26 protein-coding genes are annotated in these 25,035 nt (G+C 66.0%); 15 read left to right on the forward strand and 11 right to left on the reverse strand.

Features of this window, described 5'->3' with window-relative positions:
- The first annotated feature begins 218 nt into the window (after nt 1-218).
- From L6Q67_RS13990 to L6Q67_RS14025, 8 genes are all read left to right on the forward strand, one after another.
- Complete coding sequence (locus L6Q67_RS13990; protein WP_296570359.1) at nt 219-722, forward strand: hypothetical protein; 504 nt, start codon at nt 219-221, stop codon at nt 720-722.
- Nucleotides 723-1,341: 619 nt separating this feature from the next.
- Nucleotides 1,342-1,803 (forward strand): hypothetical protein, encoded by a 462-nt coding sequence (locus tag L6Q67_RS13995; RefSeq protein WP_296570362.1) that lies wholly within the window; start codon nt 1,342-1,344, stop codon nt 1,801-1,803.
- Nucleotides 1,804-1,856: 53 nt separating this feature from the next.
- Complete coding sequence (locus L6Q67_RS14000; RefSeq protein ID WP_296570364.1) at nt 1,857-2,210, forward strand: hypothetical protein; 354 nt, start codon at nt 1,857-1,859, stop codon at nt 2,208-2,210.
- Nucleotides 2,211-2,277: 67 nt separating this feature from the next.
- Nucleotides 2,278-2,661, forward strand: coding sequence for a hypothetical protein (locus tag L6Q67_RS14005; protein WP_296570366.1), 384 nt, complete (start codon nt 2,278-2,280; stop codon nt 2,659-2,661).
- Between the two features lie 58 nt (nt 2,662-2,719).
- A complete protein-coding gene (locus L6Q67_RS14010; protein ID WP_296570369.1) occupies nt 2,720-3,253 on the forward strand; it encodes a DinB family protein in 534 nt (177 codons plus the stop codon).
- 9 nt (nt 3,254-3,262) lie between these two features.
- Nucleotides 3,263-3,649, forward strand: a complete 387-nt coding sequence (locus tag L6Q67_RS14015) for a VOC family protein (protein ID WP_296570372.1) — start codon at nt 3,263-3,265, stop codon at nt 3,647-3,649.
- Between the two features lie 50 nt (nt 3,650-3,699).
- On the forward strand, nt 3,700-4,212 hold the full coding sequence (locus L6Q67_RS14020) for a metal-dependent hydrolase (RefSeq protein ID WP_296570375.1): 513 nt from the start codon (nt 3,700-3,702) through the stop codon (nt 4,210-4,212).
- Between the two features lie 128 nt (nt 4,213-4,340).
- On the forward strand, nt 4,341-4,604 hold the full coding sequence (locus tag L6Q67_RS14025; RefSeq protein WP_296570378.1) for a hypothetical protein: 264 nt from the start codon (nt 4,341-4,343) through the stop codon (nt 4,602-4,604).
- 161 nt (nt 4,605-4,765) lie between these two features.
- Here the strand turns inward: L6Q67_RS14025 and aldA are convergent, their stop codons facing one another.
- The 5 genes from aldA to L6Q67_RS14050 all read right to left on the reverse strand — a co-directional run bounded on the left by aldA (nt 4,766) and on the right by L6Q67_RS14050 (nt 10,150).
- A complete protein-coding gene (gene aldA, locus L6Q67_RS14030) occupies nt 4,766-6,205 on the reverse strand; it encodes an aldehyde dehydrogenase (protein WP_296570381.1) in 1,440 nt (479 codons plus the stop codon).
- A gap of 30 nt (nt 6,206-6,235) precedes the next feature.
- The gene (locus L6Q67_RS14035) at nt 6,236-6,703 is read right to left on the reverse strand and encodes a DUF1097 domain-containing protein (protein ID WP_296570384.1); all 468 of its coding nucleotides are present in this window, start codon (nt 6,701-6,703) and stop codon (nt 6,236-6,238) included.
- A 59-nt stretch (nt 6,704-6,762) separates the two neighbouring features.
- A complete protein-coding gene (locus L6Q67_RS14040; protein ID WP_296570386.1) occupies nt 6,763-7,641 on the reverse strand; it encodes a transporter in 879 nt (292 codons plus the stop codon).
- Nucleotides 7,642-7,742: 101 nt separating this feature from the next.
- Nucleotides 7,743-9,461, reverse strand: a complete 1,719-nt coding sequence (locus tag L6Q67_RS14045) for a methanol/ethanol family PQQ-dependent dehydrogenase (protein WP_296570388.1) — start codon at nt 9,459-9,461, stop codon at nt 7,743-7,745.
- 71 nt (nt 9,462-9,532) lie between these two features.
- Nucleotides 9,533-10,150: a ubiquinol-cytochrome c reductase iron-sulfur subunit gene (locus tag L6Q67_RS14050; protein WP_296570391.1), complete on the reverse strand. Its 618-nt coding sequence runs from the start codon at nt 10,148-10,150 to the stop codon at nt 9,533-9,535.
- 431 nt (nt 10,151-10,581) lie between these two features.
- Here L6Q67_RS14050 and L6Q67_RS14055 point away from each other — a divergent pair, with 431 nt between their 5' ends.
- Nucleotides 10,582-12,555 (forward strand): sigma-54-dependent Fis family transcriptional regulator, encoded by a 1,974-nt coding sequence (locus L6Q67_RS14055; protein WP_296570393.1) that lies wholly within the window; start codon nt 10,582-10,584, stop codon nt 12,553-12,555.
- A gap of 24 nt (nt 12,556-12,579) precedes the next feature.
- On the opposite strand, the gene L6Q67_RS14060 is transcribed toward L6Q67_RS14055, so the two are convergent.
- Nucleotides 12,580-13,572 (reverse strand): LysR substrate-binding domain-containing protein, encoded by a 993-nt coding sequence (locus tag L6Q67_RS14060; protein WP_296570396.1) that lies wholly within the window; start codon nt 13,570-13,572, stop codon nt 12,580-12,582.
- 157 nt (nt 13,573-13,729) lie between these two features.
- Complete coding sequence (locus L6Q67_RS14065; protein ID WP_296570398.1) at nt 13,730-15,514, reverse strand: alkaline phosphatase D family protein; 1,785 nt, start codon at nt 15,512-15,514, stop codon at nt 13,730-13,732.
- Between the two features lie 136 nt (nt 15,515-15,650).
- On the opposite strand from L6Q67_RS14065, the gene ppk2 reads away from it, so the two are divergent.
- From ppk2 to L6Q67_RS14080, 3 genes are all read left to right on the forward strand, one after another.
- A complete protein-coding gene (ppk2, locus tag L6Q67_RS14070; RefSeq protein ID WP_296570401.1) occupies nt 15,651-16,574 on the forward strand; it encodes a polyphosphate kinase 2 in 924 nt (307 codons plus the stop codon).
- Between the two features lie 142 nt (nt 16,575-16,716).
- Nucleotides 16,717-18,381: a methyl-accepting chemotaxis protein gene (locus tag L6Q67_RS14075; RefSeq protein WP_296570403.1), complete on the forward strand. Its 1,665-nt coding sequence runs from the start codon at nt 16,717-16,719 to the stop codon at nt 18,379-18,381.
- Nucleotides 18,382-18,587: 206 nt separating this feature from the next.
- The gene (locus L6Q67_RS14080; protein ID WP_296570405.1) at nt 18,588-19,022 is read left to right on the forward strand and encodes an NUDIX hydrolase; all 435 of its coding nucleotides are present in this window, start codon (nt 18,588-18,590) and stop codon (nt 19,020-19,022) included.
- A gap of 47 nt (nt 19,023-19,069) precedes the next feature.
- Here L6Q67_RS14080 and lipA read toward each other — a convergent pair whose 3' ends face one another.
- Genes lipA through L6Q67_RS14100 form a run of 4 tightly spaced genes read right to left on the reverse strand, consistent with a single transcriptional unit; the run spans nt 19,070 to nt 22,058 of the window.
- Nucleotides 19,070-20,017, reverse strand: a complete 948-nt coding sequence (gene lipA, locus L6Q67_RS14085) for a lipoyl synthase (RefSeq protein ID WP_296570435.1) — start codon at nt 20,015-20,017, stop codon at nt 19,070-19,072.
- A gap of 19 nt (nt 20,018-20,036) precedes the next feature.
- On the reverse strand, nt 20,037-20,654 hold the full coding sequence (gene lipB, locus L6Q67_RS14090; protein WP_296570439.1) for a lipoyl(octanoyl) transferase LipB: 618 nt from the start codon (nt 20,652-20,654) through the stop codon (nt 20,037-20,039).
- A complete protein-coding gene (locus tag L6Q67_RS14095) occupies nt 20,651-20,920 on the reverse strand; it encodes a DUF493 domain-containing protein (protein WP_296570441.1) in 270 nt (89 codons plus the stop codon). The genes lipB and L6Q67_RS14095 overlap by 4 nt, the downstream gene beginning before the upstream one ends.
- Before the next feature lie 13 nt (nt 20,921-20,933).
- Nucleotides 20,934-22,058, reverse strand: a complete 1,125-nt coding sequence (locus L6Q67_RS14100) for a D-alanyl-D-alanine carboxypeptidase family protein (protein WP_296570444.1) — start codon at nt 22,056-22,058, stop codon at nt 20,934-20,936.
- 72 nt (nt 22,059-22,130) lie between these two features.
- Between L6Q67_RS14100 and L6Q67_RS14105 the strand changes: the two genes are divergently transcribed.
- The 3 genes from L6Q67_RS14105 to L6Q67_RS14115 all read left to right on the forward strand — a co-directional run bounded on the left by L6Q67_RS14105 (nt 22,131) and on the right by L6Q67_RS14115 (nt 25,035).
- Complete coding sequence (locus L6Q67_RS14105) at nt 22,131-22,481, forward strand: hypothetical protein (RefSeq protein ID WP_296570447.1); 351 nt, start codon at nt 22,131-22,133, stop codon at nt 22,479-22,481.
- 107 nt (nt 22,482-22,588) lie between these two features.
- Nucleotides 22,589-23,821 carry a TolC family protein gene (locus L6Q67_RS14110; protein ID WP_296570450.1) on the forward strand — a complete coding sequence of 411 codons (1,233 nt, stop codon included), beginning with the start codon at nt 22,589-22,591 and terminating at the stop codon, nt 23,819-23,821.
- A 14-nt stretch (nt 23,822-23,835) separates the two neighbouring features.
- Nucleotides 23,836-25,035: an efflux RND transporter periplasmic adaptor subunit gene (locus L6Q67_RS14115; protein ID WP_296570452.1), complete on the forward strand. Its 1,200-nt coding sequence runs from the start codon at nt 23,836-23,838 to the stop codon at nt 25,033-25,035.

The raw sequence follows: 25,035 nt of genomic DNA on the forward strand, positions 1-25,035 counted from the left end.
CGGGCGGTGGCACGCCTGGGGCTGAAAGCCCTTTTTGTGCTCTGGCTTCTGGTCGGGATGCTCGGACGGGTGCTCAGCGACGACCGTTCTTGGCCGGTGGGGCGGCGGCTGGAGGCGGCTAGTTGAATATTTCAGGACCGACTGATTAACCGTCTGGGCAAGCTGCCGCTTTACTGTGATGCGCCTTGCTTCCCTCACCTCCACGTCAGGTCGCCTCGATGAAGGCTTTGCGCATTCTTCTACAACTCGTGATTCTTGGCATGGGCGGGATTGCGCTTGGAGTGCTCATCTCTCATCCGGTCGCAGAGATCAAAAGTACTCTCGCACTTCTTGGTTTCTTGGCGGTTCTTCTGGGATTGACCCTGGCGCTCAAGGAGTACACCGAAAGTCGCTCGGTGCCTGGGCATGGACTCAGCTTCAAACCGATGGGGACCGTCTTGCTCTTATTGGGTGCATTCGGCGTTTTTCACGGGGCGAGCTATCTCGTTGGTAGCCAAGTACTGCCCGATGGCAGTGGCACATGCCGTGCCGCATGTGGGCTCATACTCCTGACATCGCAGTCGCTTGGTGAAACAGCCGCAAGGGTGCTTGCTTTCGGCCTGTCGTCAGGCACGGGCTTATTTCTGTGCTATTTGGGCTTCAGGATTCGCGGTGTGAGGGTGAGCGACAACACGCTGCTCACCAACTTCACATTGCGCGGACGGGATAAGGAGAGAGAGTGAAAGAGGGTATCAGGGGAAGTGCTCCGGCTTCCCGTGCAGGAAGCCACGTCGGCAGCGCACTTCCACTTTGAAAATGAACGCCTTTTGGCCCATTTTCGCCGACTTATGCCACGAAGCATTTGAGGCGTGCTCATTTAAGGAGCAATTGCTTTCCGAGTGTGCCGGAAATGAAGACATTGCTTGGGCTGTCTTTTTTCATCTTCGCGGGCAGAGCATTTCGTGGTTGCATCAAGCGATCCCCGCGCTAGAACATCAAATTCCTTTTGAGCTTGTTCGCAGCGGCAAAGCTGATCTTGTCCGCAAATGCCTTCAAAGAATGCCCTGTTGATGCGGAAGGCCATTCTCGCGGGGGTGTCACATCGGGCCGCTCGTCCTACTTGGTTGTGCGGAAGGAAAAAACAGACGCTCAATCTGTACGGCATAATGTGCTGCATTGAGAAGCAGGCGGCTAACGCAAGGGGCAGGAAGAGCGCGATGAACGAGTCAGGCGGAGCGTTGGTATGCAAATGAAGGTTGAGGTCCGGTTGGCCTTGGCCGGACGCAGTCTGTTGCTCCTTATTTTTCGCTAGCCTTGTCCATGCCCGTCAGAACTCACTTTCGAGTCGTACTTGCCATATGGTTGCTGGTCATCGCCGTTTGGATCGCGCTGCCAGGCCGCAATACCTATGGCAACCCGTGGATGGAGGAGCTGGTCGATTCCTGTACGACGTCGGACGGAACAAAGGTACGTCTGTACGTTGGCAGCGGCTTCTTGACGGCGTTCTGGTACTCCGTGACGACTGAAGCCGGCTTGTTTTCCCTCGAAAGGCAGATCCTGCATGTCTACAGCGGCCCTGAATTGCACAAGCTCGCCTGTGCCGATAGGCAACTCAGCATCACGGCAGAAACAGGCCCGATTGTCATCCAGGAGTCCGAACTGCCTGCGCTCCGTAAGAACCCACGCAATTACTCGAGTACGGAGTCTGGCGCATGGAGCATGATTGGCTATGCAATCTCCGCGGTCCTTGCGGCGCTGGCTTTTGCTGTCGCGCCTCCGATTCGACGATTACGCGGAAAAGGGGGGGAACACGCTTGTGACTAGCGATGTTGTCTTGCTGATCACCCAAATAGTCTTGCGCTTCGGCGCCGTTTATCTTGACCCTTGAGCACTATTACTCCATGGAAATTGAGCCTCCGAGCCTGAACGTCCCGCTTGCGCGCAAGGAGCGCTGGGGGCTCCTGCTCGTGCTGGTATGTGCCGGAGTCACCGGCGTTGCTGCGTTATTCAGCCCGCCCTTCGCCCTTGTTTTTTCTGCGTCTTCGATTGTCGGGCTGCCTGTCCTGCTGGCTGTGATGTTTCCGTCTCCGATCTCAGCAAGACTCTCCGCCTGGGGCGATCTTGGCCGCATCGTTGTTGCAGGCGCACTGTTCGGGTATCTGGCGCTGGCAAAGAAAGTCCTCGTCCCTTTCGTGGTGGTGGTTATTGAACATGCGCTTGGCTTTGTGTAGGGATCGGTCTAGGCAGTGGCATAGGGCAAGGGGACAGGCGTTCCGGCGCCTTTTTCTCGCCCCCTTGTTGCTGATCCTGACCACCGCTTCTTCCGCCGCCTGCACGGGCTCACAGGACGAAAATTTCGATGCCTTCTTCGCCAGGTTCTCGACGTCCATGAGCTTTGCCTTGTCTCGTATGCCGCCTGTGGTTCCATCGAGCCGGGTGGTCGATGGCAAGGATGAGCCGGTCACCGTGCAGACGAGGACATCAAGGGCCGAGTTGCGGCACGCGGGAACGCTTGAAAGTCAGATGCGGAGCAATGGCCTCAAGGCTCAGAAGGTCCGCGAGTCGGCGACCGTGGTTGAAGTCGTAATCGTCAGGCCCGATACCGACTGGCAGGTGAGCTACTCTTTTGGCCTGAAGGCGAGGTGCTGGTATCTGCGCCGCATTGACGACCCGTCGCTGTAGTCTAACCACCTTGTCAGTACCCGCCGCCCGTCCGGCACCCACCCACCCGAGGCCCTCGATGACCCCACAAACCGCTTCCCTCATGGCCGAATACAACCGCTGGATGAACGACCGCCTATATGCCGCGGCGGCGACCCTCGACCCGGCGGTGCTGACGGCGGACAGGGGGGCGTTCTTTGGTTCCATCCTGGGCACGCTGAACCACATCGCGGTGGCTGACACGATCTGGCTGCACCGCTTTGCGCAGCATGAGGCGGCGTTTCCGGCCCTCGATGCGCTGTCGGGGTTTCCCCGGCCTGCATCCTTGACCCAAGCCCTCGCGCCGGATCTGGCGGGGCTGGGCCAGTACCGGCGTGGGCTGGATGCCCTGATCGAGCGCTGGGTTGCCGGGCTGACGCCCGAGCATCTGTCGGCTGATCTGGCCTACAGCAACATGGCGGGCGTCCATTCAAGCCGGTGTTTCGGGGCCTTGCTGCTGCACTTCTTCAACCACCAGACGCACCATCGCGGCCAGGTCACGACGCTGTTGTGTCAGGCCGGCGTGGATGTCGGCGTCACCGATCTATTGGCGGTCATTCCGACCACTGCATAAGGAGTACCCATGCCAGGCCCCGCCCGTGCCGGACTTTTCATCTACGCCCTCGATCCCGAGCGCGTTGCCGATTTTTATTGCGCCGTGGCTGGCATGGCCCGCCTGCATGCCACGCCGGAGCTGATCGTGCTCGAATCCGCCGATATCCAGCTGCTGGTGCACCGGATTCCGCCGCCCTTCGCCGTGGGCATCGTCATCACCTCGCCGCCCCAGCGGCGCGAGGATACGGCGCTCAAGTTCTTCTTCAGCGTGCCCAGCCTGGATGCGGCACGCTTGGCGGCCCGGGCGCTGGGGGGCGAGGTGTTTGCCGAGAACTGGCAGGGGCCGGGCTTTACCGTGTGCAACGGGATGGACCCGGAGGGGAACGTGTTTCAGGTGCGGGAGTTTTCTGCGTGAGACGCGGCGCCCGGGTGGGGCCGCTCGAAGCGCATTTCTGAGGGGCACGCATGCCATTCACACCTTTGCACATGGGGCCCGGGCTGCTGATCAAGGCGGTGCTGCAGGGGGCGTTTTCCCTGATGGTCTTTGGCTGGGCGCAGATCGTGATGGATATCCAGCCGCTGGTGGTGATCCTGACTGGTGAGGGGCACCTGCATGGTTTCACCCATACCTGGATCGGGGCGTCCCTGCTGGGCGTCGCGTCGGCTCTCAGCGGGAAGTACCTTTCGGAGTTCGGCTTGCGCCTGATTGGGTGTCGGCGGTTTGTGCCCATCAGCTGGCCGGTGGCCGTGCTGTCGGCCTTCGTCGGCACTTTCAGCCATGTGCTGCTTGACGGGATCATGCATGCGGACGTGGAGCCCTTCTGGCCCCTGACCCGGGACAACGGTCTGCTCGGGCTGGTGTCGGTGCGGGCCATGCACTGGTTTTGCCTGGGGAGCGGGGTGGTGGGGGCGGTGCTGTATTTCATCGTGGCCAGCCGGCTGGCTCCGCGGGACGCTGACGGCGAGGCGTCACCCTGATCGTTGGTGACTTGACTGTGTGGGGGTTCCAGGCGTTTGCCCCGGCCTTTGATCTGCCGCATTTCCGGCCCCCTCTGGTGGGCCGGCTGGCATCATCTGCCCCATCTGACAAACGCAGCGTGGCTCCCGTGTTCGAGTTTTTCGGCAATTTCTTTCTGGCGCTGGCCCTGGTGGGCTTGTTCCGCTTTCTCTGGATGCTTGGTGGCATGCTGATCCGGACGGGGGATGTGGGCAACGCGATCTTTGCGGTCGTGCTTCCGCTGCTCATGCTTTACCTGCTCGGGCTGACCCTGCTGCCCATGGCGGACTGGGAGGGTTTTGTGGCGGGCTGTGCGCTGGGGGGTGTCTTGGTGTATCTGTTCCGCAGCAGAAAGCCGTCCGCGCCGGCCTGAACGGGGCGGAGTTGTGCAGGAAAAAAGGGGGGTGGCCGGGCACGAGGGAGGAATGCCCGGCCACCCGGCGGCGATGCCGGGAGGACGGCAGCCGCAAGACGACACGGAGAACAATCGATGATCGAGCGTTGGCGCAGGGGGTGAGCCCCGCGCCCGGACACTCAGCCGTGCTGCATATACACCACGTGGGTTTCGGTGTATTCGTAGAGGCCGTGCTTGCCGTCGGCGCCGCCGATGCCCGACTTGCGGCGGCCGGCGTGGAAGCCCTGCATGGCCTCGAAGTGCTCCCGGTTCACATAGGTCTCGCCAAAGCGCAGCTCGCGGCAGGCGCGCATGGCGGCGTTGATGTCCCGGGTGAAGATGGATGAGGTGAGCCCGTACTCCGAGTCGTTCGACAGGGTGATGGCTTCGTCGAGGCTGTCCACCACCTGGATGGGCAGCACCGGGCCGAAGATCTCCTTGCGCATGATCTCCATGTTGGCCGTGCAGCCGGTGATGAGCGTCGGCTCATAGTGGAAGCCGCTCGGGCGGTCGGCCTTGCGGCCGCCGAGGATCACCTCGCCACCCTGCTCGCGGGCGCGGCTCACCATGGCGGCCACCTTGTCGAGGCCGATCTGATTCACCAGCGGGCCCATGTGCAGGTCGGCTTCGGCCATCGGGTCGCCGTAGCGGGTGGCGGCCATCAGGGCGCGCACCTTCTCGGTGAATTCATCGGCCACGGCCCGTTCCACGTACACCCGTTCGGCGCAGTTGCACACCTGCCCGGTGTTGATGACGCGGGAGTCCACCACCGCCCTGGCGGCCAGGTCCAGGTCGGCGCTGGCCAGCACGATGGCCGGGGCCTTGCCGCCCAGCTCCAGATTAACCCGGGTGAGGTTGCGCCCGGCGGCCTGCATGATGGTGGAGCCGGTCTGCACGCTGCCGGTGAAGCTGATGAGGCCCACGTCCGGGTGGCTGCACAGGCTGGCGCCCACGTCGGCACCGCGCCCACCCACCAGGTTGAAGACGCCGGCCGGCAGGTCGGTCTCGGCCACCAGGCGGGCAAACTCGAAGGCGTTGATGGGCGTCTCCTCGCTCGGCTTGACCACGATGGTGTTGCCGGTGATGAGGGCCGGGGCCATCTTGCGGGCGATCAGGAAGAAGGGGAAGTTCCACGGCAGGATGCCGACGGTGACGCCGATGGGCTTGCGCTGCAGGAAGATGGTCTCGCCCGGGCGGTCGCTCTGCAGCACCTCGCCTTCGATGCGGCGGGCCCATTCGGCCATGTAGTCCATGTAGTCGGCGGTGAAGTCCACCTCGACCCGGGCCAGGCCGAGGATCTTGCCCTGCTCGCGGGTGATGATCTCGGCCAGGCGCTCCTTGTGCTGGCGCAGCTTGGCCGCAATGGCCCGCAGGTGGCCGGCGCGCTGGATCGCCGGGGTGCGCTCCCAGGCGGGCTGGGCACGGCGGGCGGCGGCGATGGCCTCTTCCACTTCGGCCGGGCTGGCGGTGGGGATGCGGGCCAGCAGGGTGTGGGTGGCCGGGTTATGGACGTCGATGGCCGTGCCCGGGTCGGCCACGGTGAAGCGGCCGTCGATGAAGTTCTGGTACAGGGTGGTCATGGTCTTTCTCCGTTTGGGTGGGGCAGGGGGTCAGGCGGGGCGTGCGAGCTTCTTGCCGACGGTCTCGGATACGTAGCCGAAGGCCAGGCCGGCTACCCAGGTGAGGGCGACGAGGGCGATGCTGAGGTCGATCTTGCCGCCGGAGCCGAAGAAGGACGCCGCGCCCAGGAAGGCCGCCGGGGTGTAGGACAGGGCACCGATGTCGGCCATGGCCACCAGCACGAAGGCCAGCACGGCGACGAGGGCGATGAGGGTGACGAGGCTGCCCCCCAGGGCCTGCACAGCGGCCAGGGTGAGGGCGGTGAGCAGGATGCCGGCGATGCCGGCGGGCAGGGCCTTGCCGATGCCTTCGTTGCCACCACCGGCGGCGAAGAAGGCGGCCCAGGCAACAAAGCCGATCCACGGGTTGAAGCCCAGGTCGGGGTTGCCGACGCTGAGATAGACCCAGGCCGCGACGAGGACGGCGATGCTGAAGGCGAGGGCGTGCAGGATCTTCATGAGGACACTCCTTGGGCTGGTTCGGGGTGGCCGGCCACCGCTGGCGGCCGGCCGGGGGCTCACCACACGTAGGCGTACTTGAGGTTCAGGCTGTTGTTGGCCACGTGGTTCTTGCCTTCGATGCTGCTTGAGTAGCGCAGGGTGATGGACTGGTTGTCGAAGGTGTGGAACATCATCCCCACCCCGCCGTCCAGGGCCCGGGCGCTGGGGTTGCCGTTGCGCCCGCTGGTGCTCTCGTAGTCGAGGGCGACGAAGGGCTCGAGCAGGCCGGTGACCCGGTAGCCCAGGCGGTGGTTGGTGTGGAAGGTGTTGCCCGGGCGGGTGCCGTCGGTCTTTTCGCTCTGGAAGACCATGCCGGCGTCGGCGGTCCAGCCCAGCTTGTCGGTGAGGCGCACGTCCCACAGGAAGCTGGAGAGGTTCTTCCAGTTGGTGTCGCTGACCCGGCTGTCGCCCACCGGCACCTGCAGGAAGGACTGGAAGCCGAAGGTGGAGCTGGGGGTGGGCTTCATCCAGATGGCAAAGCCGGTGAGCGGATCACCGATGCCGCTGCTGTGGCGGTCGGCGGCGTTGGTGGCGCTGTGGTTGCGCACGCCGATCTCCGGCACGATGACTTCATAGGCCAGACCGATCCGGGGGTTGGATTCGGGCGTCCAGAAGCGCACGTACTTGGACATGCCGACGATGGTCTGGCTGCCGTTGCCCTTCACCTTGTCGCCGGCGGCGTTGAAGGTGTCCTTGTTGTTCTGCACATAGGCGTACTGCACAAAGACGTTGAAGGGCTTGAAGTCCACCGGCAGCTCGTACTCGTGGGGGCCGATGACGTCGAAGGTGGTCTGGGCGAAGGCGGCGGGGGCGAGGCCGCCGGCCAGGCCGGCCACCAGCAGGGTGGCCAGAAGCCGCGGCGTGCCGCGGGGGGCGCGGAGGGGATGGGTGTGCATGAAGTGTCTCCTTTTTCGTTTTTCAGGCGTGGCGGGCCCCGCTGCGCCGTCGGGATGACGGTGCAGGGCCCGCTACGCGGGTGGGCTGAACCGGGTGGGGCTTACTTCTGGAGCTTGAAGACGTGGATCGTGCCGCCCTGGGGCACCACGGTCTTGTGGGGGAGAACGGCGTCGAAGGCGCCCTGCATGCGCTGGGCATCCACCCCCCAGCCCGACTGCACGGCGACGTACTGCTGGCCATTCACCTCGAAGGTCGAGGGCACGCCAGTGACGCCGGAAGGCATGGGCGTTTCCCACAGCACCTTGCCGTTCTTCGCGTCGAAGGCGCGGAACATGCGGTCATTGGTGCCGCCACCGAACACCAGGTTGCCGGCGGTGGTCATCAGCGGGCCCCAGTTCATCTCGGGGTAGGTGTGGGTCCATACCTGCTTGCCGGTCTTCAGGTCCCAGGCCTGGATCTCGCCCACGTGCTTGCGCGAGGCCTCGGTCATGCGCACGTTGGTGAGGATGTTGTCGAGGGCGACGCCGATGTACAGGCTGCCGGCGTTGTACTTGACGGGCTCACCGGTGAGCTCGGAGCACAGGTTGTTGTTGGCCGGGATGTAGAGCAGGCCGGTGCCGGGGTTGTAGGCTTCGGGCGGCCAGTCCTTGCCGCCCCACAGGGACGGACAGAAGTTCACCGTCTTGCCGGTGCCGGGGATGCGCTCGGGGTTGTAGCTGGGGCGGCCGGTCTTGGGGTCGAGCTTGGTGAAGACGTTCTGGGTCACGTAGGGCCAGGCGTCCACATAGTTGACCTTGTCCTTGGTGCGCTCGAGCAGCCACAGGTAGCCGTTGCGCCCGGCATGGACCAGGGATTTCACCTTCTTGCCCTTGTAGTCCAGGTCGATCAGCAGCGGCGCGGAGACTTCGTCCCAGTCCCAGGCGTCGTTCCAGTGGTACTGGTGGTGGCCCTTGATCTTGCCGGTGTCCACGTCGAGGGCGATGGTGGAGTTGGCGTAGAGGTTGTCGCCGGGGCGGGTGTCGGGCATCCACGGGCCAGCGTTGCCCACGCCCCAGAAGGCCAGGTTGGTCTGCGCATCATAGGTGCCGGTGATCCACACCGAGCCGCCGCCGGTCTTCCAGGTGTCGCCGGGCCAGGTCTCGGCGCCGGCCTCGCCCGGGCCGGCGATGGTGTAGGTGCGCCAGGCTTCCTTGCCGGTCTCGGCGTCGAAGGCGGCGACAAAGCCGCGCACGCCCAGCTCGCCACCGGACGAGCCGACCATGATCTTGCCCCGGGCGGCCAGGGGGGCGAGGGTCATGTAGTAACCCTTCTTCCAGTCGGCCACGGCCACCTTCCACAGTTCCTTGCCGGTGGCGGCGTCCAGGGCCACCAGGTAGGCGTCGGTGGTGGCCAGGTAGAGCTTGTCGCCATACAGGGCCACGCCCCGGTTGGTGGGGTGGAGCTGCATCAGCTCGTCGGGGATGGTCTTCTTGTAGCGCCACAGCTCCTTGCCGGTGGCCGCCTCCAGGGCGATGACCTGGTTGTTGGGGGTGGTCACGTACATGTAGCCGTTGTTGACCATGGGCGGGGCCTGGTGGCCCTCGGTCATGCCCGTGGCGTAGGACCAGGCCGGCACCAGCTTGCCCACGTTCTGGCTGTTGATCTGCTTGAGGGCGCTGTAGCCCCAGCCTTCGTAGTTGCCCCGGTACATCAGCCAGTTGGCGGCCTCGGGCTTGGTGAGGCGCGCGTCGGTGACGGGCGAATAGGCGGGCAGGGCGGCGCTGGCGAGCATCGGCAGGGCGGCCAGGCTGGCGCACAGAGCCTTGAGTCGGATGGTCATGTCTGGTGTCTCCATTTATTGGTGTAGTGAGCGGGGGCTGCAGCTTCAGGCGCGACGGGTGGTGCGGGAAATCAGGCGGACTTGGATACGCCGGGGTTCGAGGTGAAGGGGCCGGCCACCACCAGCACGCCGTCCTCCTCCTTCAGGGGAAGCAGGGGCAGGGTGCGCGGCGCCGGGCCGGCCACCACCTCGCCGGCGCGGCCGGGGGAGAACTTGGAGAAGTGGCAGTAGCACATCAGGGTCTTGTCCTTGGCCACCCATTCGGAGACTTCACAGCCCTGGTGGGTGCACACCGCGGAGTAGGCGAGCACGCCGGCCGCGGCGTAGGGGCGGGTTTCGTCGGTCAGGTCGGCGGGGGCGACCCGCACCAGGATCACCTTGTTGAGGCGGCTGCCATTGCGCACCTCGCCGCTGGCGGGCTCCAGGGGAAAGGCCTGCAGCGGCTTGGCATCGGGCAGGATTTCGGCGCCACGCAGGGGCACCGGTTGCCCGTTGGCGTCGCTGCGTACTAGCTGATCACCGACTTTCGGGCGGGAATGGGGGCCGGTGTCGGCGAGGGCCGATTTTCCTATTCCGAATCCGGCGCAGAGCAGCAGCGCCGAGCTGGCCCGCAGGGCTTCCCTTCTATCGGGTGATGACAGGGTGTCGGGTGTGTCGGCGTTTTGTTGAGAGCACGGGGTCTTATTCATTTTCCTGTCCTGCGTTCTGGGTTTAGGCCTGGCTTATTAGGCAAGGGCTGTGCCAAAGCGCCGCAGGAGGAAATTGAAAGAGTGCTTTGTGTTTATAAAAACACATTTAATTCAGTGGCTTGGTATTTTTTTTGGTGCCTTGCTTATGTATTTGTATTTGAATTGGGTTTTTATTTTCTGCCGGATTCAAAACGGCGCCCGCTACAGGTGTAGCGGGGTGCACGCCAGGTGTAGCGTCACGAGTGTGCAATTTGCCGTTCAATTTCTTATGTTGCGTTGCGATATTTGTGGGGGTATTCCGCAATGGGGAAAGTTTATTCACCGTTCTATTTATCGTGCGCTATGATCCAGCCACAAACAGGTGCTTTCGCAGGTGTGCACACACCGCAGGAGGCCCGCACCATGAGGCTGGCAATACGGAGGAGGTGGTCATGCAGGGCAGGCACGGAGATGCCTTGACCGGGGGGGCTTTCCCCGGTGGCGGGGTGAGCATGCTCTCCTGCGAGGAGCGCTTGCGCCAATCGTGGCGGCGCTCGGAGGAAACCTATCGCATCGACCCGTCCACCCGGGCCAGCGCGCGGGTGCTGACCGCATCCGAATACCGGGAGTTGCGCGATCGCCTGTCGTCCTTCCTGCGCATTGCCCAGCTCGGCGTGTCACGCCTGCACGAGCAGGTGCGCGATTCCGGCTATTGCGTGCTGCTGACCAATGGCCAGGGGGCGACCGTCGATTTCCGGGGTACGCCCAGCCTCGATGCGGATTTCCACCGCCGGGGCTTTCTGGTGGGGGCCTGCTGGTCGGAGGTGGAGGAGGGCACCTGCGGGGTCGGCACCGCCATCGTGGATCGCGCCCCCATCCTGGTTCACCGGGAGGAGCACTTCCGCAGCCACAACAGCGGCATCACCTGCAGCGCGGCGCCGGTGTTCGGGCCCGGAGACGAGCTGGTGGGGGTGCTCAACGCTTCGGCGTTCTCCGCGCCCGAGAACCGCAACAGCCAGTCGGTGGTGTATCGCTTGGTCCAGCAGAATGCGCTGGCCATCGAGAACGCGCTCTTTGTCGAGGCCTGCAAGTCGGCGTGGATCCTCTCCATCAGTGCCCCCGGCGATTGCTGGAACCTGGGGGAGGTGCACTTTCTCGCCTTCGACGACAGCGGGCGCATCGTGGCGGCCAGCCGGCGCCTGCGGGCTGGCCTGTTTGCCGGTGCGAGCCTGCCCTCACGGCGCCTGGAAGACGTCTTCGACCAGTCGGCCAGCATGCTGATGAAGCGCGCCCATGAACGTCCGGGGGCGCCCATCCCCCTGCGCTGCCTGGCCAATGGCCTGCTCTTCGAGGCCCAGCTGCGCGCGCCGGTGCGGGAGAGCGTGTCGCCGCCGACGGTGTCGGTGAAGCGCGATTTCGATGCCCTGGCGGCCCGCGACCCGCAGGTGCTGGAGTGCATCGAGCGGGTCAAGCGGGTGGTGGACCGCAAGCTGACGGTGCTGCTGCTCGGGGAGACCGGCTCGGGCAAGGAGGCCTTCGCCAAGGCCACCCACGCCTTCAGCCAGCGGCGCGACAAGCCCTTCGTGGCCCTCAACTGCGCCGCCATTCCCGAAACCCTGATCGAGAGCGAGCTGTTCGGCTACAAGGAAGGGGCCTTCACCGGCGCCAAGACCAAGGGGGCGAAGGGCAAGGTGCAGCAGTCCAGCGGCGGCACCCTGTTTCTCGACGAGATCGGCGACATGCCACTGGCCCTGCAGACCCGCCTGCTGCGTGTGCTGGCCGAGGGCGAGGTGGTGGCCCTGGGCGCCTCCGAGCCCGAGAAGGTCGATCTCAACGTGATCTGCGCCACCCACCGGGATCTGGCGGCCATGGTGCGCAACGGCCTGTTTCGCGAAGACTTGTACTACCGCCTCAACGCGGCGGTGTTCCGGCTGCCGCCCCTGCGCGAACGCAGCGACCGGCGTGACGTGATCCGCCAGGTGCTGGACGAGGAGATGGCCACCGCCGGGCGCCAGCTACGGTTGCCCGAGCCTGCCCTGGAACGGCTGGCGGCCTATCCCTGGCCGGGCAACATCCGCGAGCTGCGCAACGCCCTGCGTTTTGCCGTTGCGGTGTGTGATGGCGAGGTGCTGGACGAGGCACATTTTCCGGAGTCGGTGACCCTGCCGCCGGAGCTTGCCCCCTGTGCGTTGCCGGTGGCACGGAGTGCCCAGGCTGTCGAGGCCGCGCTGCCGGCCAGCCTGGCCGACGGGGACAGCGAGCGGGAGCGCATGCTGCAGGTGCTGCGCCGCTGCCACTGGAACATCTCGGCGGCAGCGGAGAGTATCGGGGTGTCCCGTTCGACCCTTTACCGGCGCATGCAGCGTCAGGGCATCGTGGCGCCCAACGCGGCGGATGTGATGGCTGTCCAGCGCACCACCCACTAGGCGCAGCATCAAGCGCCCCGGTGTTCAGGCCGGAGCCAGGGCCGGGGCCATGCCGCTGCCCGCCAGGCTGGCGGCCTGGGCCCGGGGGATGGCCGGGGAGCTGCGCGCCACCGAGGTGATCTGCTCGCGGAACCAGCGGCATTCTTCCTCGTAATGGCTGCGGTCGTGCCACAGCAGGTAAAAGCTCATCTTCGGGAAGTCGATGGGGGCTTCGGCAATCGCCAGGGGCATCATCCGGGCGCAGTGCTCGGCAAAGATCCGCGGGCTGGAGAAGAGCATGTCGGTCTCCAGCAGCAGATAGGGCACCAGGCCAAAGTAGGGCACGTAGGCCACCACGTTGCGCTTGAGGCGTTCCCGGGCCAGATGCAGGTCGATCACCCCCCGCTGGCCGACGGCGTAGGGGGTGGGCACCAGATGTTCGGCGGCCAGGTAGTCGGCGGCGCTCAGGGGGCGGCCGGCGAGGGGGTGGCTCTTGCGCATCAGGCACACCACTTCGTCCTCGAACAGCGGTGCCATGCGCAGGTTCTCGGGGGGCTGGGGCCAGTTGCCGATGACCACGTCGAGCTCGCCGCTCTCCAGGGCCCGGGCGTAGTCGAAGTCCGGCCCCAGGGAATGAAAGGCCACCTGGGAGTGGGGCGCAAACTTGCGCAGCTGGGCCACGATCTTGCCCAGCAGCACCGCGTTCAGGTAGTCGGGGGTGGCGATGTTGAAGACCCGGCGCGAGCTGGCCGCGTCAAACTTCACCTGCCGGACGGCGATGGCTTCGATCTGCTGCAGCGCGATCTTGACCGGCTCGAGCAGCCCGGCGCCCCGCTCGGTGGGGGTCATGCCATTGCGGCTGCGCACCAGCAGCTGGTCACCGGTGATGTCGCGCAGCCGCCGCAGGGCGGTGCTGACGGCGGGCTGTGACTGGTTGAGGCGGCGCGCCGCCTTGCTCACGCTGCATTCGGTGAGCAGGGCGTGGAGTACGCGCAGCAGGTGGACATCCATGGAATCCCAGGTGCAGTTCGCGGCCATGTCGGTGCTCCTTGAACGATATTTGTGTTGCAGTGCAAAAATCGTTCCATGGCGAAAAGCCCTGTCCAGGGGGCCCGTGGTCTGCAGTCCGGAGCCATCCCGGTGCCCCGGACGGTGTCGGGCACGGTTCTGGCACCGGGCTGGTGCGCCCGGCGCCTCAGGCGTAGCTGACGGCGCCGGCGGCGGACACGCTGATGGTCTTGCCGACGCTGGCCGAGTAGGTGCTGCTCTTCACCGTGCTCACAAACACGTATTCGCCCTTCACCGCGTCGGCGGTGACGGTGAATTGCAGGTAGCCGCGCTGACGGGTGTCGGCATAGGCCAGGTCGTCCACCAGCCCCAGCCCGGCGCCGATGGCGGCGGCACCGAGCTGTGCAGTGGCGGCGCTGCCGTCCAGGGCGGGGCCCAGGCTGCCGAGGCCGAGGGCTTCGAAGCCCGGTGAGCTCACCGAGGTGCCAGCAAATTCGTGGCCGACGGTTTGCCCGGCGAGGGTCGTCAGGGTGGCGAACCAGGCGTTGTGGGAGTCGCCGGAGAGGGTCACCAGCCGTTTGCCGAGGGGCCGGACGGATTGCAGAATGGCTTCCCGCTGCAGGGGGTAGCCGTCCCAGGCGTCCAGGTTGTAGGGCAGGCGCGGGTTGCTGGTGGCGGACAGCAGCGTGGTCTGGGCGGCAGTCAGGGGCTGGCCGGCGGCGCGGGTGATCTTGGCCCCCAGGTAGTCGCCGATGGCAGTCTGCACGGCAGCCTGGTTGGCTGCGCTGGGGTTGGCGAAGGCGGTGTTCTGGGCCTGCAGCACCGAGGCCGGCATCCACATGCGGGCCATGATGTCCTGGTTGCCGAGGATCTGCCAGGTGGCCGCTGACTGGGTGATGCCGTCCACCAGCCAGGCCTGCTGGGCCGGGCTGATCATGCGGTGGTTGGCGTCGCTGCCCGAGCCGAGGGCGGTGGCGTAGCGGGCCAGGCCCCCGTCGGCATCACCATAATTGTCGTACTGACGGTCGCGCCCCTCGATGCGGGTGTCGAGCATGTGCAGGCTGAGCAGGCGGCCAAAGTCGAAGCGGCGGTAGATCTTCAGCCGGTCACCGCCGGCGTCGCCGCGGATGGGGAGCCACTCGTGATAGGCCCGGGCGGCGTTGGCCTTGCGGGTGGCCCAGTCGCCCTGGGTGGCGCTGTCGTGGTTTTCGGCGCCGGTCACGTAGGCATTGTTGGCAAACTCGTGGTCGTCCCAGATGGCGATGAAGGGCATGCGCGCGTGCACGGCCTGGAGGTTGGCGTCCGAGCGGTAGCGGGCGTAGCGGTTGCGGTAGTCGTCGAGGGTCACGATGTCGTGGGCGGGGGCGGTGACGCGGTTCAGCGCCACAGCGTCGGTATTGCCGTACTTGGCGGGGTCGGCACCGTATTCGTAGATGTAGTCCCCCAGGTGCAGGGCGTAGTCGGCGTCCGACCGCGCCGCGGCATCGTAGGCGTTGAAGTAGCCCTCGGAATAGATGGCGCAGGAGAACACCGCGAACTTCACGCTGCTGACGTCGGCCGTGGGCAGGGTGCGGGTGATGCCCACCGGCGAGGCCCTGCCCGTGGCGTCGATGAAGCGGTAGTGGTAGCGCTTGCCGGCGCTGAGGCCGCCGGCATCCACCTTGGCGGTGAAGCCGGTGTCTGCGCTGGCCGAAACCTGGCCGGCGGACACGATTTCGCGGAACTCCGCATCGATGGCCACCTGCCAGCTCAGGGTGATGGTGTCGTTCAGGCTGCCGGCGCGGGCGTGGGTCCACAGGATCACCCGGTCGGCGAGGGGGTCGCCGCTGGCAACGCCGTACAGAAAGTCCGCCGGCTGGGCAGTGCTGTTGTCGCTGCTGCCGCAGGCGCTGAGGAGCCCGGCGGCGGAGGCGGTGGTGAGGAGGGTGGCGGAGTGGCGGATGAAGTCGCGGCGGGTGTTGTCGAGGGGCATGGTCGCAGGTCCGGTGGTGAGCCCCGATTAGACAAAGGGCGCATGACAGCGCCGTGACGCCCCCGTGGCGGGCAGTCATGCGCCTGCAACGCCCCGCTGGGACGATGATCGCCTGTCAAATTCCCCCGGAGGCCCCATGAACAATCATGATGTCGGCGAGCTGCACCGCCGCCTGGAGCGCGAGCTGCAGGACAGTTACGACGAAGAGCTGGAGCTCGAGCTGGATGACCGCCGCTTCGAGGAGATCGGTGCCGGCGAGCCCTGCCCGCCCACCGACGACGAGCGGGCCTTCCGCCGTCGTTACTTCACCGAGCTGCTGCGCCTGCAGGGCGAGCTGGTCAAGTTGCAGGACTGGGTGGCCACCGAGAAGCGCCGGGTGGTGATCCTGTTTGAAGGGCGGGATGCGGCGGGCAAGGGCGGTGTCATCAAGCGCATCACCCAGCGCCTCAACCCGCGGGTGTGCCGGGTGGTGGCCCTGCCCGCGCCCAACGACCGGGAGCGCACCCAGTGGTACTTCCAGCGCTATGTGTCGCATCTGCCCGCGGCAGGCGAGATGGTGCTGTTCGACCGCAGCTGGTACAACCGGGCCGGCGTGGAGCGGGTGATGGGCTTCTGCTCCGACGAGGAGTACGAGGAGTTCTTCCGTTCGGTGCCGGAGTTCGAGCGCATGCTGGTGCGTTCGGGCATCCAGCTCATCAAGTACTGGTTCTCCATCACCGACGACGAGCAGCATTTCCGCTTCCTGTCGCGCATCCACGACCCCCTCAAGCAGTGGAAGCTGAGCCCCATGGACCTGGAGTCCCGGGCCCGCTGGGAGCGCTACACCGAAGCCAAGGAGGTGATGCTGGAGCGGACCCACATCCCCGAGGCGCCCTGGTGGATCGTCCAGGCCGACGACAAGAAAGAGGCGCGCCTGAATTGCATCCATCACCTGCTGGGGCAGATGCCCTACGAGGAGGTCCAGCGCCCCCTGGTGGCCCTGCCCGAGCGGGTGCGCCACCCGGACTACGTGCGTCACGAGGTGTCGCCGGAGATGTTCGTGCCGGCCTATTTCCGCTGACGGGAGCCGGGTGGGGGAGGGCGGCCGACCGGGCGCCTTCACAAAAACTTCATTCGAGCTTTGTCTGCCGGGGTCGATAAGCGGAGGTCGTTGTTGCGGTGCATCAACGGCCCCCGGCCATCATCACCAGGAAGACCCACCCATGAGCATCCGACGCGACCTCGCCCTGCTTGCCTCCTTCTCCTTAGCGCTGCTGCTGGTCATCGCCGGGGTGGGGGGAAGTCAGTTCCGTGCCAACTTCGGCGCGATGCACAGCCTGACCAATGACGCGGTGCCCGCGGCGCTGGCCGCGGCAGACCTGCGGGCCGATCTCAAGCAACTGCAGCTCGACCTGATTGAGCGGGTTTCGGCGGCCCGTGTGGGTGCGGCGCCCCAGGGCGGGGAGCGTTTGAAGGCCCAGCAGGCCCGTCTCCAGGCGGGCCTGAGCGCCCTGGCGGTGGCCTCCCCGTCCCGGGCGGAGGCGGGCCTGTTGCAGCAGGCCGCCGAGAGCCTGGACCACTACGTGGCGGCCATGGCCGATACGGTGGCGCTCAGCGGGGCTGGCCAGCATGCCCTGGCCGAGGCCAGCCTCTATGCCAATGTGGCGCCCTACCAGCAGGAGCTGCAGCAGATCCTGGAGACGCTGCTGATCGAGAAACGGCGCAGCAAGGATCAGTCTGCGGCACAGATGCGGGACGGCCTGACCCAGACCCTGTGGTTTCTCGGTGGTGCGGTGTTCGTGAGCGTGCTGGTGCTGGGCGGGCTGATGATCCGGCTGTACCGCAACATCATCACGCCCCTGCGGGCGATGGAGGCCACGATGGCCCGCATTGCCGACTCCCTCGACTTCACCCAGCGGGTGTCCGTCCAGCGTCAGGACGAGATCGGGCAGGCGGTGCAGGCCTTCAACGGCCTGATCGGCACGCTGCAGGCGAGCCTGGGGGCGATGGTCGGGATCATCCGCAGCAACGAGACCGCCTCGGTGGAAATGCATCAGTCGGCTGCGGTGGTGGCGCGAATCGCCTCGGAGGGCAGTGCCTCTTCCAAGCGCATCCAGCAGGCCGTCGCGTCCATCCAGGCCCATATCCGGGAGATTGATCGGGGCTCCCGGGAGGCAGGGCGGATCACCGAGGCCTCGGGGCAGACCGCCAGCAGCCGCAGCGCGATCATTCAGGACACTGCGGAGCAGATCAGCGTCCTCTCCGGTCGCGTCGATACGGCGGCCGATCAGGTGTTCTCCCTTGCCGCGCAGATCACCGAGATCGAGGGCGTGGTGGCGGAGATCCGGAAGATCGCCGATCAGACCAATCTGCTGGCCCTCAATGCGGCCATCGAGGCGGCCCGTGCCGGCGATGCCGGGCGGGGCTTTTCGGTGGTGGCTGACGAGGTGCGACTGCTGGCGGAGCGCGCGGCCGGGGCGACGGCACACATCAGCTTGCGCATGCAGGCCATCCAGGTGGCGTCGGGCGAGTCGGCGGAGCTGATGAAGCTGGTGACCGGCGAGATGAACCAGAGCACGGTCCTGGCGCGCACCGCCGGCGAGGCCATCGAGCGCATCGTCTGCTCGGCCAACCAGGTGGTGGATGTGGTCGGCGAGATCATCCGCATCGTGGACGTGGGGCAGGGCTCGAGCAGCGAGATCGTCGATCAGATCGGGATGATCGACACCCTGCTGGAGCAGGCCCACGCGGCGGCGTCCCACACCAAGAACGCCGCCGACACCAGCCGCGATTTTTCGCGGCGCCTGGCCGATATCGTGGAGCGCTTCCGCATCGACGCCGTGGGGACATCCCTGCGTTTCGAGCGGGGTACCGTCGAGATCTGGTGAGTCCGGAGAGGGCCTGCGAGACGTGCCGCGTGCATTCCGGCCTTGCATAAAAAAATCCGGGGGTAGTATAAAAGCGCCTGCTGGAAGCCGGTCTGGCGTGGCCGTAAGCTTCCTGAAACGTAATACCGATATAAAGCAGGCATACGCCCGGGCTCGCGAGCATGGCTCCGCCCGGTTTGACTGACCCCCCGGATCATCCCCGTCCCATGGCAAAGGAACGTTTCAACTCTCCCTTACGCAAGGCTGGCGTGTGGGCCATCATCCAGTGCGCCGACACCGGAAAGGTGCTGCTCGGCAAGCGTTCCAGCGTGGTGAACAACGGGGGGGCGTGGAATTTCTTCGGTGGCCGGGTCGACCGGGGCGAGTCGCCCCGCACGGCGCTGCTGCGCGAACTGGTCGAGGAGGCCGGCCTGCGGGTCAAGGAGAAGCAGTTGGTGAAGCTCGGCCAGGGCCGGCATCGCTGTGGCGACCGGGAGCTGCATTACTACCTGCTGCGGCTCGAGCGCGAGGTGGCGCCGCGCCTCAACCGGGAACATTCAAATTTCGGCTGGTTCAAGCCCGGGCGCTTGCCGGCGCGCTTCAACCGGCCCACCACCATCGCCATCAAGAAAGGCCTGCTCGGCAGCCTGCGCCAGCACTGAGCGGCCTGCCGGGCCCGGTGTGCCCGGGCCGTGGCAGGTGTGCCCGGTCAGACCACCCCGGCGCCGTGGGCCTGCTGGTCGGCCCAGTAGCTGGAGCGCACCATGGGGCCGCAGGCGGCGTTTTTGAAGCCCATCGCCAGGGCTTCGGTCTCGAACATCTTGAAGGTGTCGGGATGCACGTAGCGCAGCACCGGCAGGTGGCCGCCGGAGGGCTGCAGATACTGGCCGATGGTGAGCATGTCCACATTGTGGGCACGCATGTCGCGCATCACTTCGAGGATCTCGTCATCGGTTTCGCCCAAGCCGACCATCAGGCCGGACTTGGTGTTGACCTCCGGGTGACGGGCCTTGAACTGCTTGAGCAGCTCCAGCGAGTAGGCGTAGTCGGACCCCGGGCGGGCCTGCTTGTAGAGGCGCGGCACGGTTTCGAGGTTGTGGTTCATCACGTCCGGCGGAGCCTGGTCGAAGATGTCCAGGGCGATCTCCATGCGGCCGCGGAAGTCGGGCACCAGCACCTCGATGGTGGTCTTGGGGCTGGCCTCGCGGGTGGCGCTGATGCATTGCACGAAGTGGTCGGCGCCACCGTCGCGGAGGTCGTCCCGGTCAACGCTGGTGATCACCACGTAGTTGAGGCGCATCGCGGCGATGGTCTTGGCCAGGTTGGCCGGCTCGTTTACGTCCAGCGGCTCGGGGCGGCCGTGGCCCACGTCGCAGAAGGGGCAGCGGCGGGTGCAGATGTCACCCATGATCATGAAGGTGGCCGTGCCCTTGCCGAAGCACTCGTGGATGTTGGGGCAGGAGGCTTCTTCGCAGACGGTGTGGAGCTTGTGCTCGCGCAGGGTGTCCTTGATCTCGTTGAAGCGCTCGACCTCGACGCCGGCGCCCAGCTTGATGCGGATCCAGTCGGGTTTCTTGAGGCGTTCGGCGGGAACGATCTTGATGGGGATGCGGGCGGTCTTGGCGGCGCCGCGCTGCTTGCGGCTCTCGGTATCCATGGGGGCTGTCGTCCTTTGGTCAGGCGGTGGGAGGGACGTCGGGAAAATGTCGCCGGAGGTGGCCGAGGAGTCGTTCGGTGACTTCATCGGGGCCTTCAGTCACACCGAAGTCCTTGAGTTGTATGGTCTTGAGCCCACTATAGCCGCAGGGATTGATCCACGTAAATGGTGTCAAGTCCATATCGACATTGAGGGACAGTCCGTGGTAGCTGCAGCCGTTGCGGACCCGCAGGCCAAGGGCCGCGACCTTGTCTCCGTCGATATAGACCCCCGGGGCGCCGTCCTTGCGGCGGGCGTCGAGGCCGTAGTCGGCGATGCAGTCGATCAGGGCCTGCTCCAGCAGTTGCACCATCTCGCGCACCTTGAGGTGACGCCGGTGCAGGTCGAGGAGCAGATAGGCCACCACCTGGCCGGGGCCGTGGTAGGTGATCTGGCCGCCCCGGTCGATCTTGACCAGGGGGATCTCGGTGACGTGGAGCAGGTGCTCGGGTTTGCCGGCCTGGCCGAGGGTGTACACAGGGGGGTGCTGCACCAGCCACAGCTCGTCCGGGGTGGACGCGTCGCGGCTGGCGGTGAATTCCTGCATGGCGCGCCAGGTGGGCTCGTAGGGCGCGATGCCCAGGTGACGGACGATCACAGGACGACCTTCACCATGGGGTGGGACGACAGCTCCATGTAGAGCGCATCGAGCTGGGCCTTGGAAGTGGCGTTGAGGGTGCAGGTGATGGCCAGGTAGTTGCCTTTGGCCGAGGGGCGCATCTGCACCGTGGCGGGATCGAAGTCGGGAGCATGGCGCAGCACCACCTCGATCACCGTCTGGGCAAAGGCATCCACCCTTGCGCCCATGATCTTGATGGGGAATTCGCAGGGAAATTCGAGCAGGGTGGTGCGTTCGTCAGTCATCCGGATACGCTCCTCAGAGGTTCTTGAACCACAGGCGGATGGCGTCCCACAGGCGGCCGAACCAGCCGGCTTCGGGGATGTCGTCGAGGGCCACGATGGGGTAGTCACCGACCGGCTTGTCGTTGAGGCTCAACTGCAGGGTGCCGACGGTCTGGCCCTTGGTCACCGGGGCCATCAGGGGCTGCTGGCTGACCACGTTGGCCTTGAGTTTCTCCGCGTCGCCCTTGGGCAGCGACAGCACGAAATCGTTCAGGAAGCCGGCCTTGACGGTGTTCTCCTTGCCCTTCCAGATGCGGAACTCGTTCACCGCCTGATTGGCGCTGTAGACCTTGACGGTATCGAAGGCCAGGTAGCCCCAGTTGAGGAGCTTCTGGGATTCCTGGGCGCGCACGCTGTCGCTGGTGGTGCCCACCACCACGGACACCAGGCGGCGGTCATTGCGCTTGGCCGAGGCGATCAGGCAGTAGCCGGCGCTGTCGGTGTGGCCGGTCTTGACCCCGTCGACGGTGGGGTCGATGAAGAGCAGGCGGTTGCGGTTGGGCTGCTTGATCTTGTTGTAGGTGTATTCCTTGATGGAATAAATGGGGTAGAACTCGGGGAAGTCGCGAATGATGGCCGTGGCCAGGATGGACAGGTCGCGCACCGAGGTGAGGTGTGAGGGGTGGGGCAGGCCGGTGGCGTTCTCGAAGTGGGTGTTCTTCATGCCCAGCCGGGCGGCTTCCTTGTTCATCAGCTGGGCGAAGTTCTCTTCCGAGCCGGCGATGGCTTCGGCCAGGGCCACGCAGGCGTCGTTGCCGGACTGGACGATCATGCCGTGGAGCAGCTCGTTCACGGTGACGGGCTTGAGGGGCTCGATGAACATCTTGGAGCCGGGCACCTTCCAGGCCTTTTCGGACACCGGGACGGTCTGCTCGAGGCTCAGGGTCTTGTTCTTGACTGCCGAGAAGGCCAGGTAGGCCGTCATCAGCTTGGTCAGCGAGGCGGGCTCGATGCGCTGGTCGGGCTTCTCGGCGGTGAGCACCTGGCCGGAGCCCACGTCGAGGAGCACCCAGGCCCGCGCGGCGACCGTCGGTGGGGTCATCTGGGCAAAGGCGAGGGAGGGCAGGAGCAGCAGAAACAGGATGATGCGATGCAGCATGGTGGGATGCACAAGCGAAAAAAGTGCGATTATAGTCACGCCTCCCGCCGTCGGCCGCCTTCTTAATCGTAAGTGAATGCGGAACTCGACAAGCCGTGGGCGGTCTTCATTGCTGCAATGCACCTGATCCGTCGAAGCCTCTCCTTCACGCTGGCCTGTCTCGTCCTCCTGTGGGCGGGCAGCTCCATGGCTGTCGACAATTACCATGCTGCGGCTGATCTGGCCGAACAGGTCCAGACCCTTGATCCAGCGGCGGAAGAGAAATTCGACCTCAGCAGTCTCGATCCCCTTGATTGCCCGGCCCTTGCCTGCAAGGCGTCCCCCCGGATCCGCTTCCTGCCCTCTGACCCTCCGAATCATGCCCACCCGATGTGGCGTTCGGTGATCCCCAAGCAGACTTCACCGCCCCCCAGGCTGGCCTGAGCAGAACGCCCCTCCGCGGGGCTGTGCTTTGGTTGCGGCGGGCCGCCCTCCGGCCTTGCCGTCCCACGATTTGAATAACAGCGTTGAAGAATCGCTGAAGGATTTCCATGTTCAGGAAGCTTTCCCTGGCTGTCGCCCTTGTTGCGACGATTTTGCCTGCCCTGGCCGCGCCGCCGGGCACCGAACCCTACAAGCTCCAGGCCCTGCGCGATGCCGCGCGCGCCAGCCATCCATCCCTGCAGGCAGCCCGCGCCATGGTCGAAGCAGGCCGGGCGCAGATCACCAGCGCCGGGGCCTACCCCAACCCCGAGGTCGAATTCCTGGCCGGGCGTACCCAGGCCCGGGTGCCCGGCGTGGCCACCGGCGGCGCCCAGAGCCTGTCCCTCAGCCAGCGCATCGACAACCCGTGGCAGCGGGAGGCGCGCATCGACGCCGCCACCTTCGGGCTGGAGGCGCGTCAGGCAGAAGGGCGCAGTTTCGAGGTGGACCTGCTGGCCCGCCTCGACCAGCGCTTCTTTGATCTGCTGCGGCGCCAGGCGGAGCAGCGTGCCACCACGGAAGATCTCAGCCTGGCCGAGCAGATCCGGGCCCGGGTGGCCGTGCGCGTGCAGACCGGCGAGGCGCCGCGTTACGAGCTGATCAAGGCCGATACCGAGCTGCTCAATGCCCAGAAAAGCTCCGAGAGCGCCATCCTGCGGGTTGCCCAGGCCCGCGCCGCCCTGCGCAGCCTGGTGGGGCCGTCCCTGCCGGCGGAGTTCGAGGTGGACGGGACCCTGGCCAGTGCGCCGGCGGTGCCGGCCCTTGAGGCGTTGCGCACCGAGGTGGTGGCCCGCAACCCGGAGCTGGCCCGGGCCCGGGCCGAGGTGCAGCGTGCCGAGCGTCAGCTGGAGCTGGAGCGTCTGCGCCGCCATCCCGAGCTGGCCGTGAAAGTGGCCGAGGACCGGGACGTGGAGCTGCGCAACACCCGCATCGGCTTGCTGGCCACCGTGCCCCTGTGGGACCAGCGTCGCGGCCAGGTGGCCGAAGCCGGTGCCCTGCTGCAGAAGAGCCGCAGCGACCGGGACAGCCAGGAGCTGACCTTGCTGCAGGCCTTGGAGGCCTCCTATCGCCACTACGAAATCGCCCGCAACCAGGTGAACGCCCTGGAGAACGGCATCCTGCGCGAAGCCGAGGCCGCCCTGAAGGTGGCCGAGGCGGCCTACCGCTTCGGCGAGCGCGGCATCCTGGATTACCTGGATGCCCAGCGCGTCTTCCGCGCCGCCCGCAACGAACTCATCGCCGCCCGCTACGAGCTGCAGCTGGCCGTCATCGAAATCGAGCGCCTGCGCGCTGCCCAATGATCCGGAATCTCCCCATGAAGCTACGACCGACTACCCTGGCCATGCTGATGGCCGCCCTTGTCCTTGCCGGGTGCAAGGACGCCCAAAAACCCGCGGGCAAGCCCGCCGCGGCCGAGCAGACCGCCACCACCCTCAGCGAGGGGACGGGTGACGCGGTCAGCGTGGCACCGCCCGATCCGCTGCTGGTCACCGTTCCGCCCAATTTTGGTGCGCCGATCAAGGTCACTTCGGCCGGCAACACCCAGGTTTCCGACACCCTGCGGGTGGCCGGCAAGGTGGACTTCGACCAGGCCAGGGTGACCCGCATCGGGGCCACCGTGACCGGTCGGGTCATCGAGATCCAGGCCCATCTGGGCCAGCAGGTCCGCGTCGGGGACTCCCTGGCGGTGATCAACAGTACCGAGCTGGGTGAGGCCCAGCTCACCTATCTCAAGGCCCGCGCCCAGGCCGACCTGCAGGCGCGCAGCGTCGAGCGCGCGCGCCAGTTGTTTGCCGCGGACGTGATCGGCAAGGCCGAGTTGCAGCGCCGGGAGAGCGAGCTGTCGATCGCCTCGGCGGAGCAGCGTGGTGCGGCCGACCAGCTGCGGGTGCTCGGCATGTCGTCCGGGGCCATCAACAAGCTCGGCACCACGGGCGCCATCAACTCGGTGACCTCGGTGGCGTCCACCATGGCGGGTACCGTGGTCGAGCGCCAGGTGGCGCCGGGCCAGGTGGTTCAGCCGGCCGATGCCTTGTATGTGGTGGCCGATCTGTCCCGGGTGTGGGTCACGGCCGAGGTGCCGGAGCAGCAGGGCGCCCTGGTGAAATCGGGGCAGACGGTGGATATCGAGGTGCCGGCGCTGGGTTCGCGCCTGACCGGCAAGCTGATCTACGTGGCCGATACGGTTAACCCCGAAACCCGCACGATCACCGTGCGCAGCGTGGTGGATAACGCCAGCCGCCAGCTCAAGCCGGCCATGCTGGCCACCATGCTGATCCAGGCTGCGCCGGTGGAACGGGTGGTGGTGCCGGCCCAGGCCGTGGTGCGCGATGGCGACGCCGACAATGTGTTCGTCGAGGTGGCCAAGGGGCAGTTCCGCCTGACGCCGGTGCGTCTGGGGCCGGACATGGAGGGCAAGCGGGCCGTCCTGTCGGGGCTCAAGCCTGAACAGCCGATTCTCGTTGAGGGTGCCTTTCACCTGAACAACGAGCGCAAGCGCAAGGAACTGGAGTAA

Source organism: Zoogloea sp. (genome assembly GCF_023150065.1).
Lineage (GTDB): Bacteria > Pseudomonadota > Gammaproteobacteria > Burkholderiales > Rhodocyclaceae > Zoogloea.

Excerpts from the sequence above, each read along its gene's own strand:
- L6Q67_RS14010 (WP_296570369.1), top strand. The coding sequence starts at position 2,720 with ATGACCCCACAAACCGCTTCCCTCATGGCCGAATACAACCGCTGGATG.
- L6Q67_RS14110 (WP_296570450.1), top strand. The coding sequence starts at position 22,589 with ATGTTCAGGAAGCTTTCCCTGGCTGTCGCCCTTGTTGCGACGATTTTG.
- L6Q67_RS14040 (WP_296570386.1), bottom strand. The coding sequence starts at position 7,641 with ATGCACACCCATCCCCTCCGCGCCCCCCGCGGCACGCCGCGGCTTCTG.
- L6Q67_RS14115 (WP_296570452.1), top strand. The coding sequence starts at position 23,836 with ATGAAGCTACGACCGACTACCCTGGCCATGCTGATGGCCGCCCTTGTC.
- L6Q67_RS14100 (WP_296570444.1), bottom strand. The coding sequence starts at position 22,058 with ATGCTGCATCGCATCATCCTGTTTCTGCTGCTCCTGCCCTCCCTCGCC.
- L6Q67_RS14035 (WP_296570384.1), bottom strand. The coding sequence starts at position 6,703 with ATGAAGATCCTGCACGCCCTCGCCTTCAGCATCGCCGTCCTCGTCGCG.
- L6Q67_RS14065 (WP_296570398.1), bottom strand. The coding sequence starts at position 15,514 with ATGCCCCTCGACAACACCCGCCGCGACTTCATCCGCCACTCCGCCACC.
- aldA (WP_296570381.1), bottom strand. The coding sequence starts at position 6,205 with ATGACCACCCTGTACCAGAACTTCATCGACGGCCGCTTCACCGTGGCC.
- lipA (WP_296570435.1), bottom strand. The coding sequence starts at position 20,017 with ATGGATACCGAGAGCCGCAAGCAGCGCGGCGCCGCCAAGACCGCCCGC.
- L6Q67_RS13990 (WP_296570359.1), top strand. The coding sequence starts at position 219 with ATGAAGGCTTTGCGCATTCTTCTACAACTCGTGATTCTTGGCATGGGC.
- L6Q67_RS14020 (WP_296570375.1), top strand. The coding sequence starts at position 3,700 with ATGCCATTCACACCTTTGCACATGGGGCCCGGGCTGCTGATCAAGGCG.
- L6Q67_RS14055 (WP_296570393.1), top strand. The coding sequence starts at position 10,582 with ATGCAGGGCAGGCACGGAGATGCCTTGACCGGGGGGGCTTTCCCCGGT.
- L6Q67_RS14075 (WP_296570403.1), top strand. The coding sequence starts at position 16,717 with ATGAGCATCCGACGCGACCTCGCCCTGCTTGCCTCCTTCTCCTTAGCG.
- ppk2 (WP_296570401.1), top strand. The coding sequence starts at position 15,651 with ATGAACAATCATGATGTCGGCGAGCTGCACCGCCGCCTGGAGCGCGAG.
- L6Q67_RS14015 (WP_296570372.1), top strand. The coding sequence starts at position 3,263 with ATGCCAGGCCCCGCCCGTGCCGGACTTTTCATCTACGCCCTCGATCCC.
- L6Q67_RS14080 (WP_296570405.1), top strand. The coding sequence starts at position 18,588 with ATGGCAAAGGAACGTTTCAACTCTCCCTTACGCAAGGCTGGCGTGTGG.
- L6Q67_RS14045 (WP_296570388.1), bottom strand. The coding sequence starts at position 9,461 with ATGACCATCCGACTCAAGGCTCTGTGCGCCAGCCTGGCCGCCCTGCCG.
- L6Q67_RS14050 (WP_296570391.1), bottom strand. The coding sequence starts at position 10,150 with ATGAATAAGACCCCGTGCTCTCAACAAAACGCCGACACACCCGACACC.
- L6Q67_RS14095 (WP_296570441.1), bottom strand. The coding sequence starts at position 20,920 with ATGACTGACGAACGCACCACCCTGCTCGAATTTCCCTGCGAATTCCCC.
- L6Q67_RS14060 (WP_296570396.1), bottom strand. The coding sequence starts at position 13,572 with ATGGCCGCGAACTGCACCTGGGATTCCATGGATGTCCACCTGCTGCGC.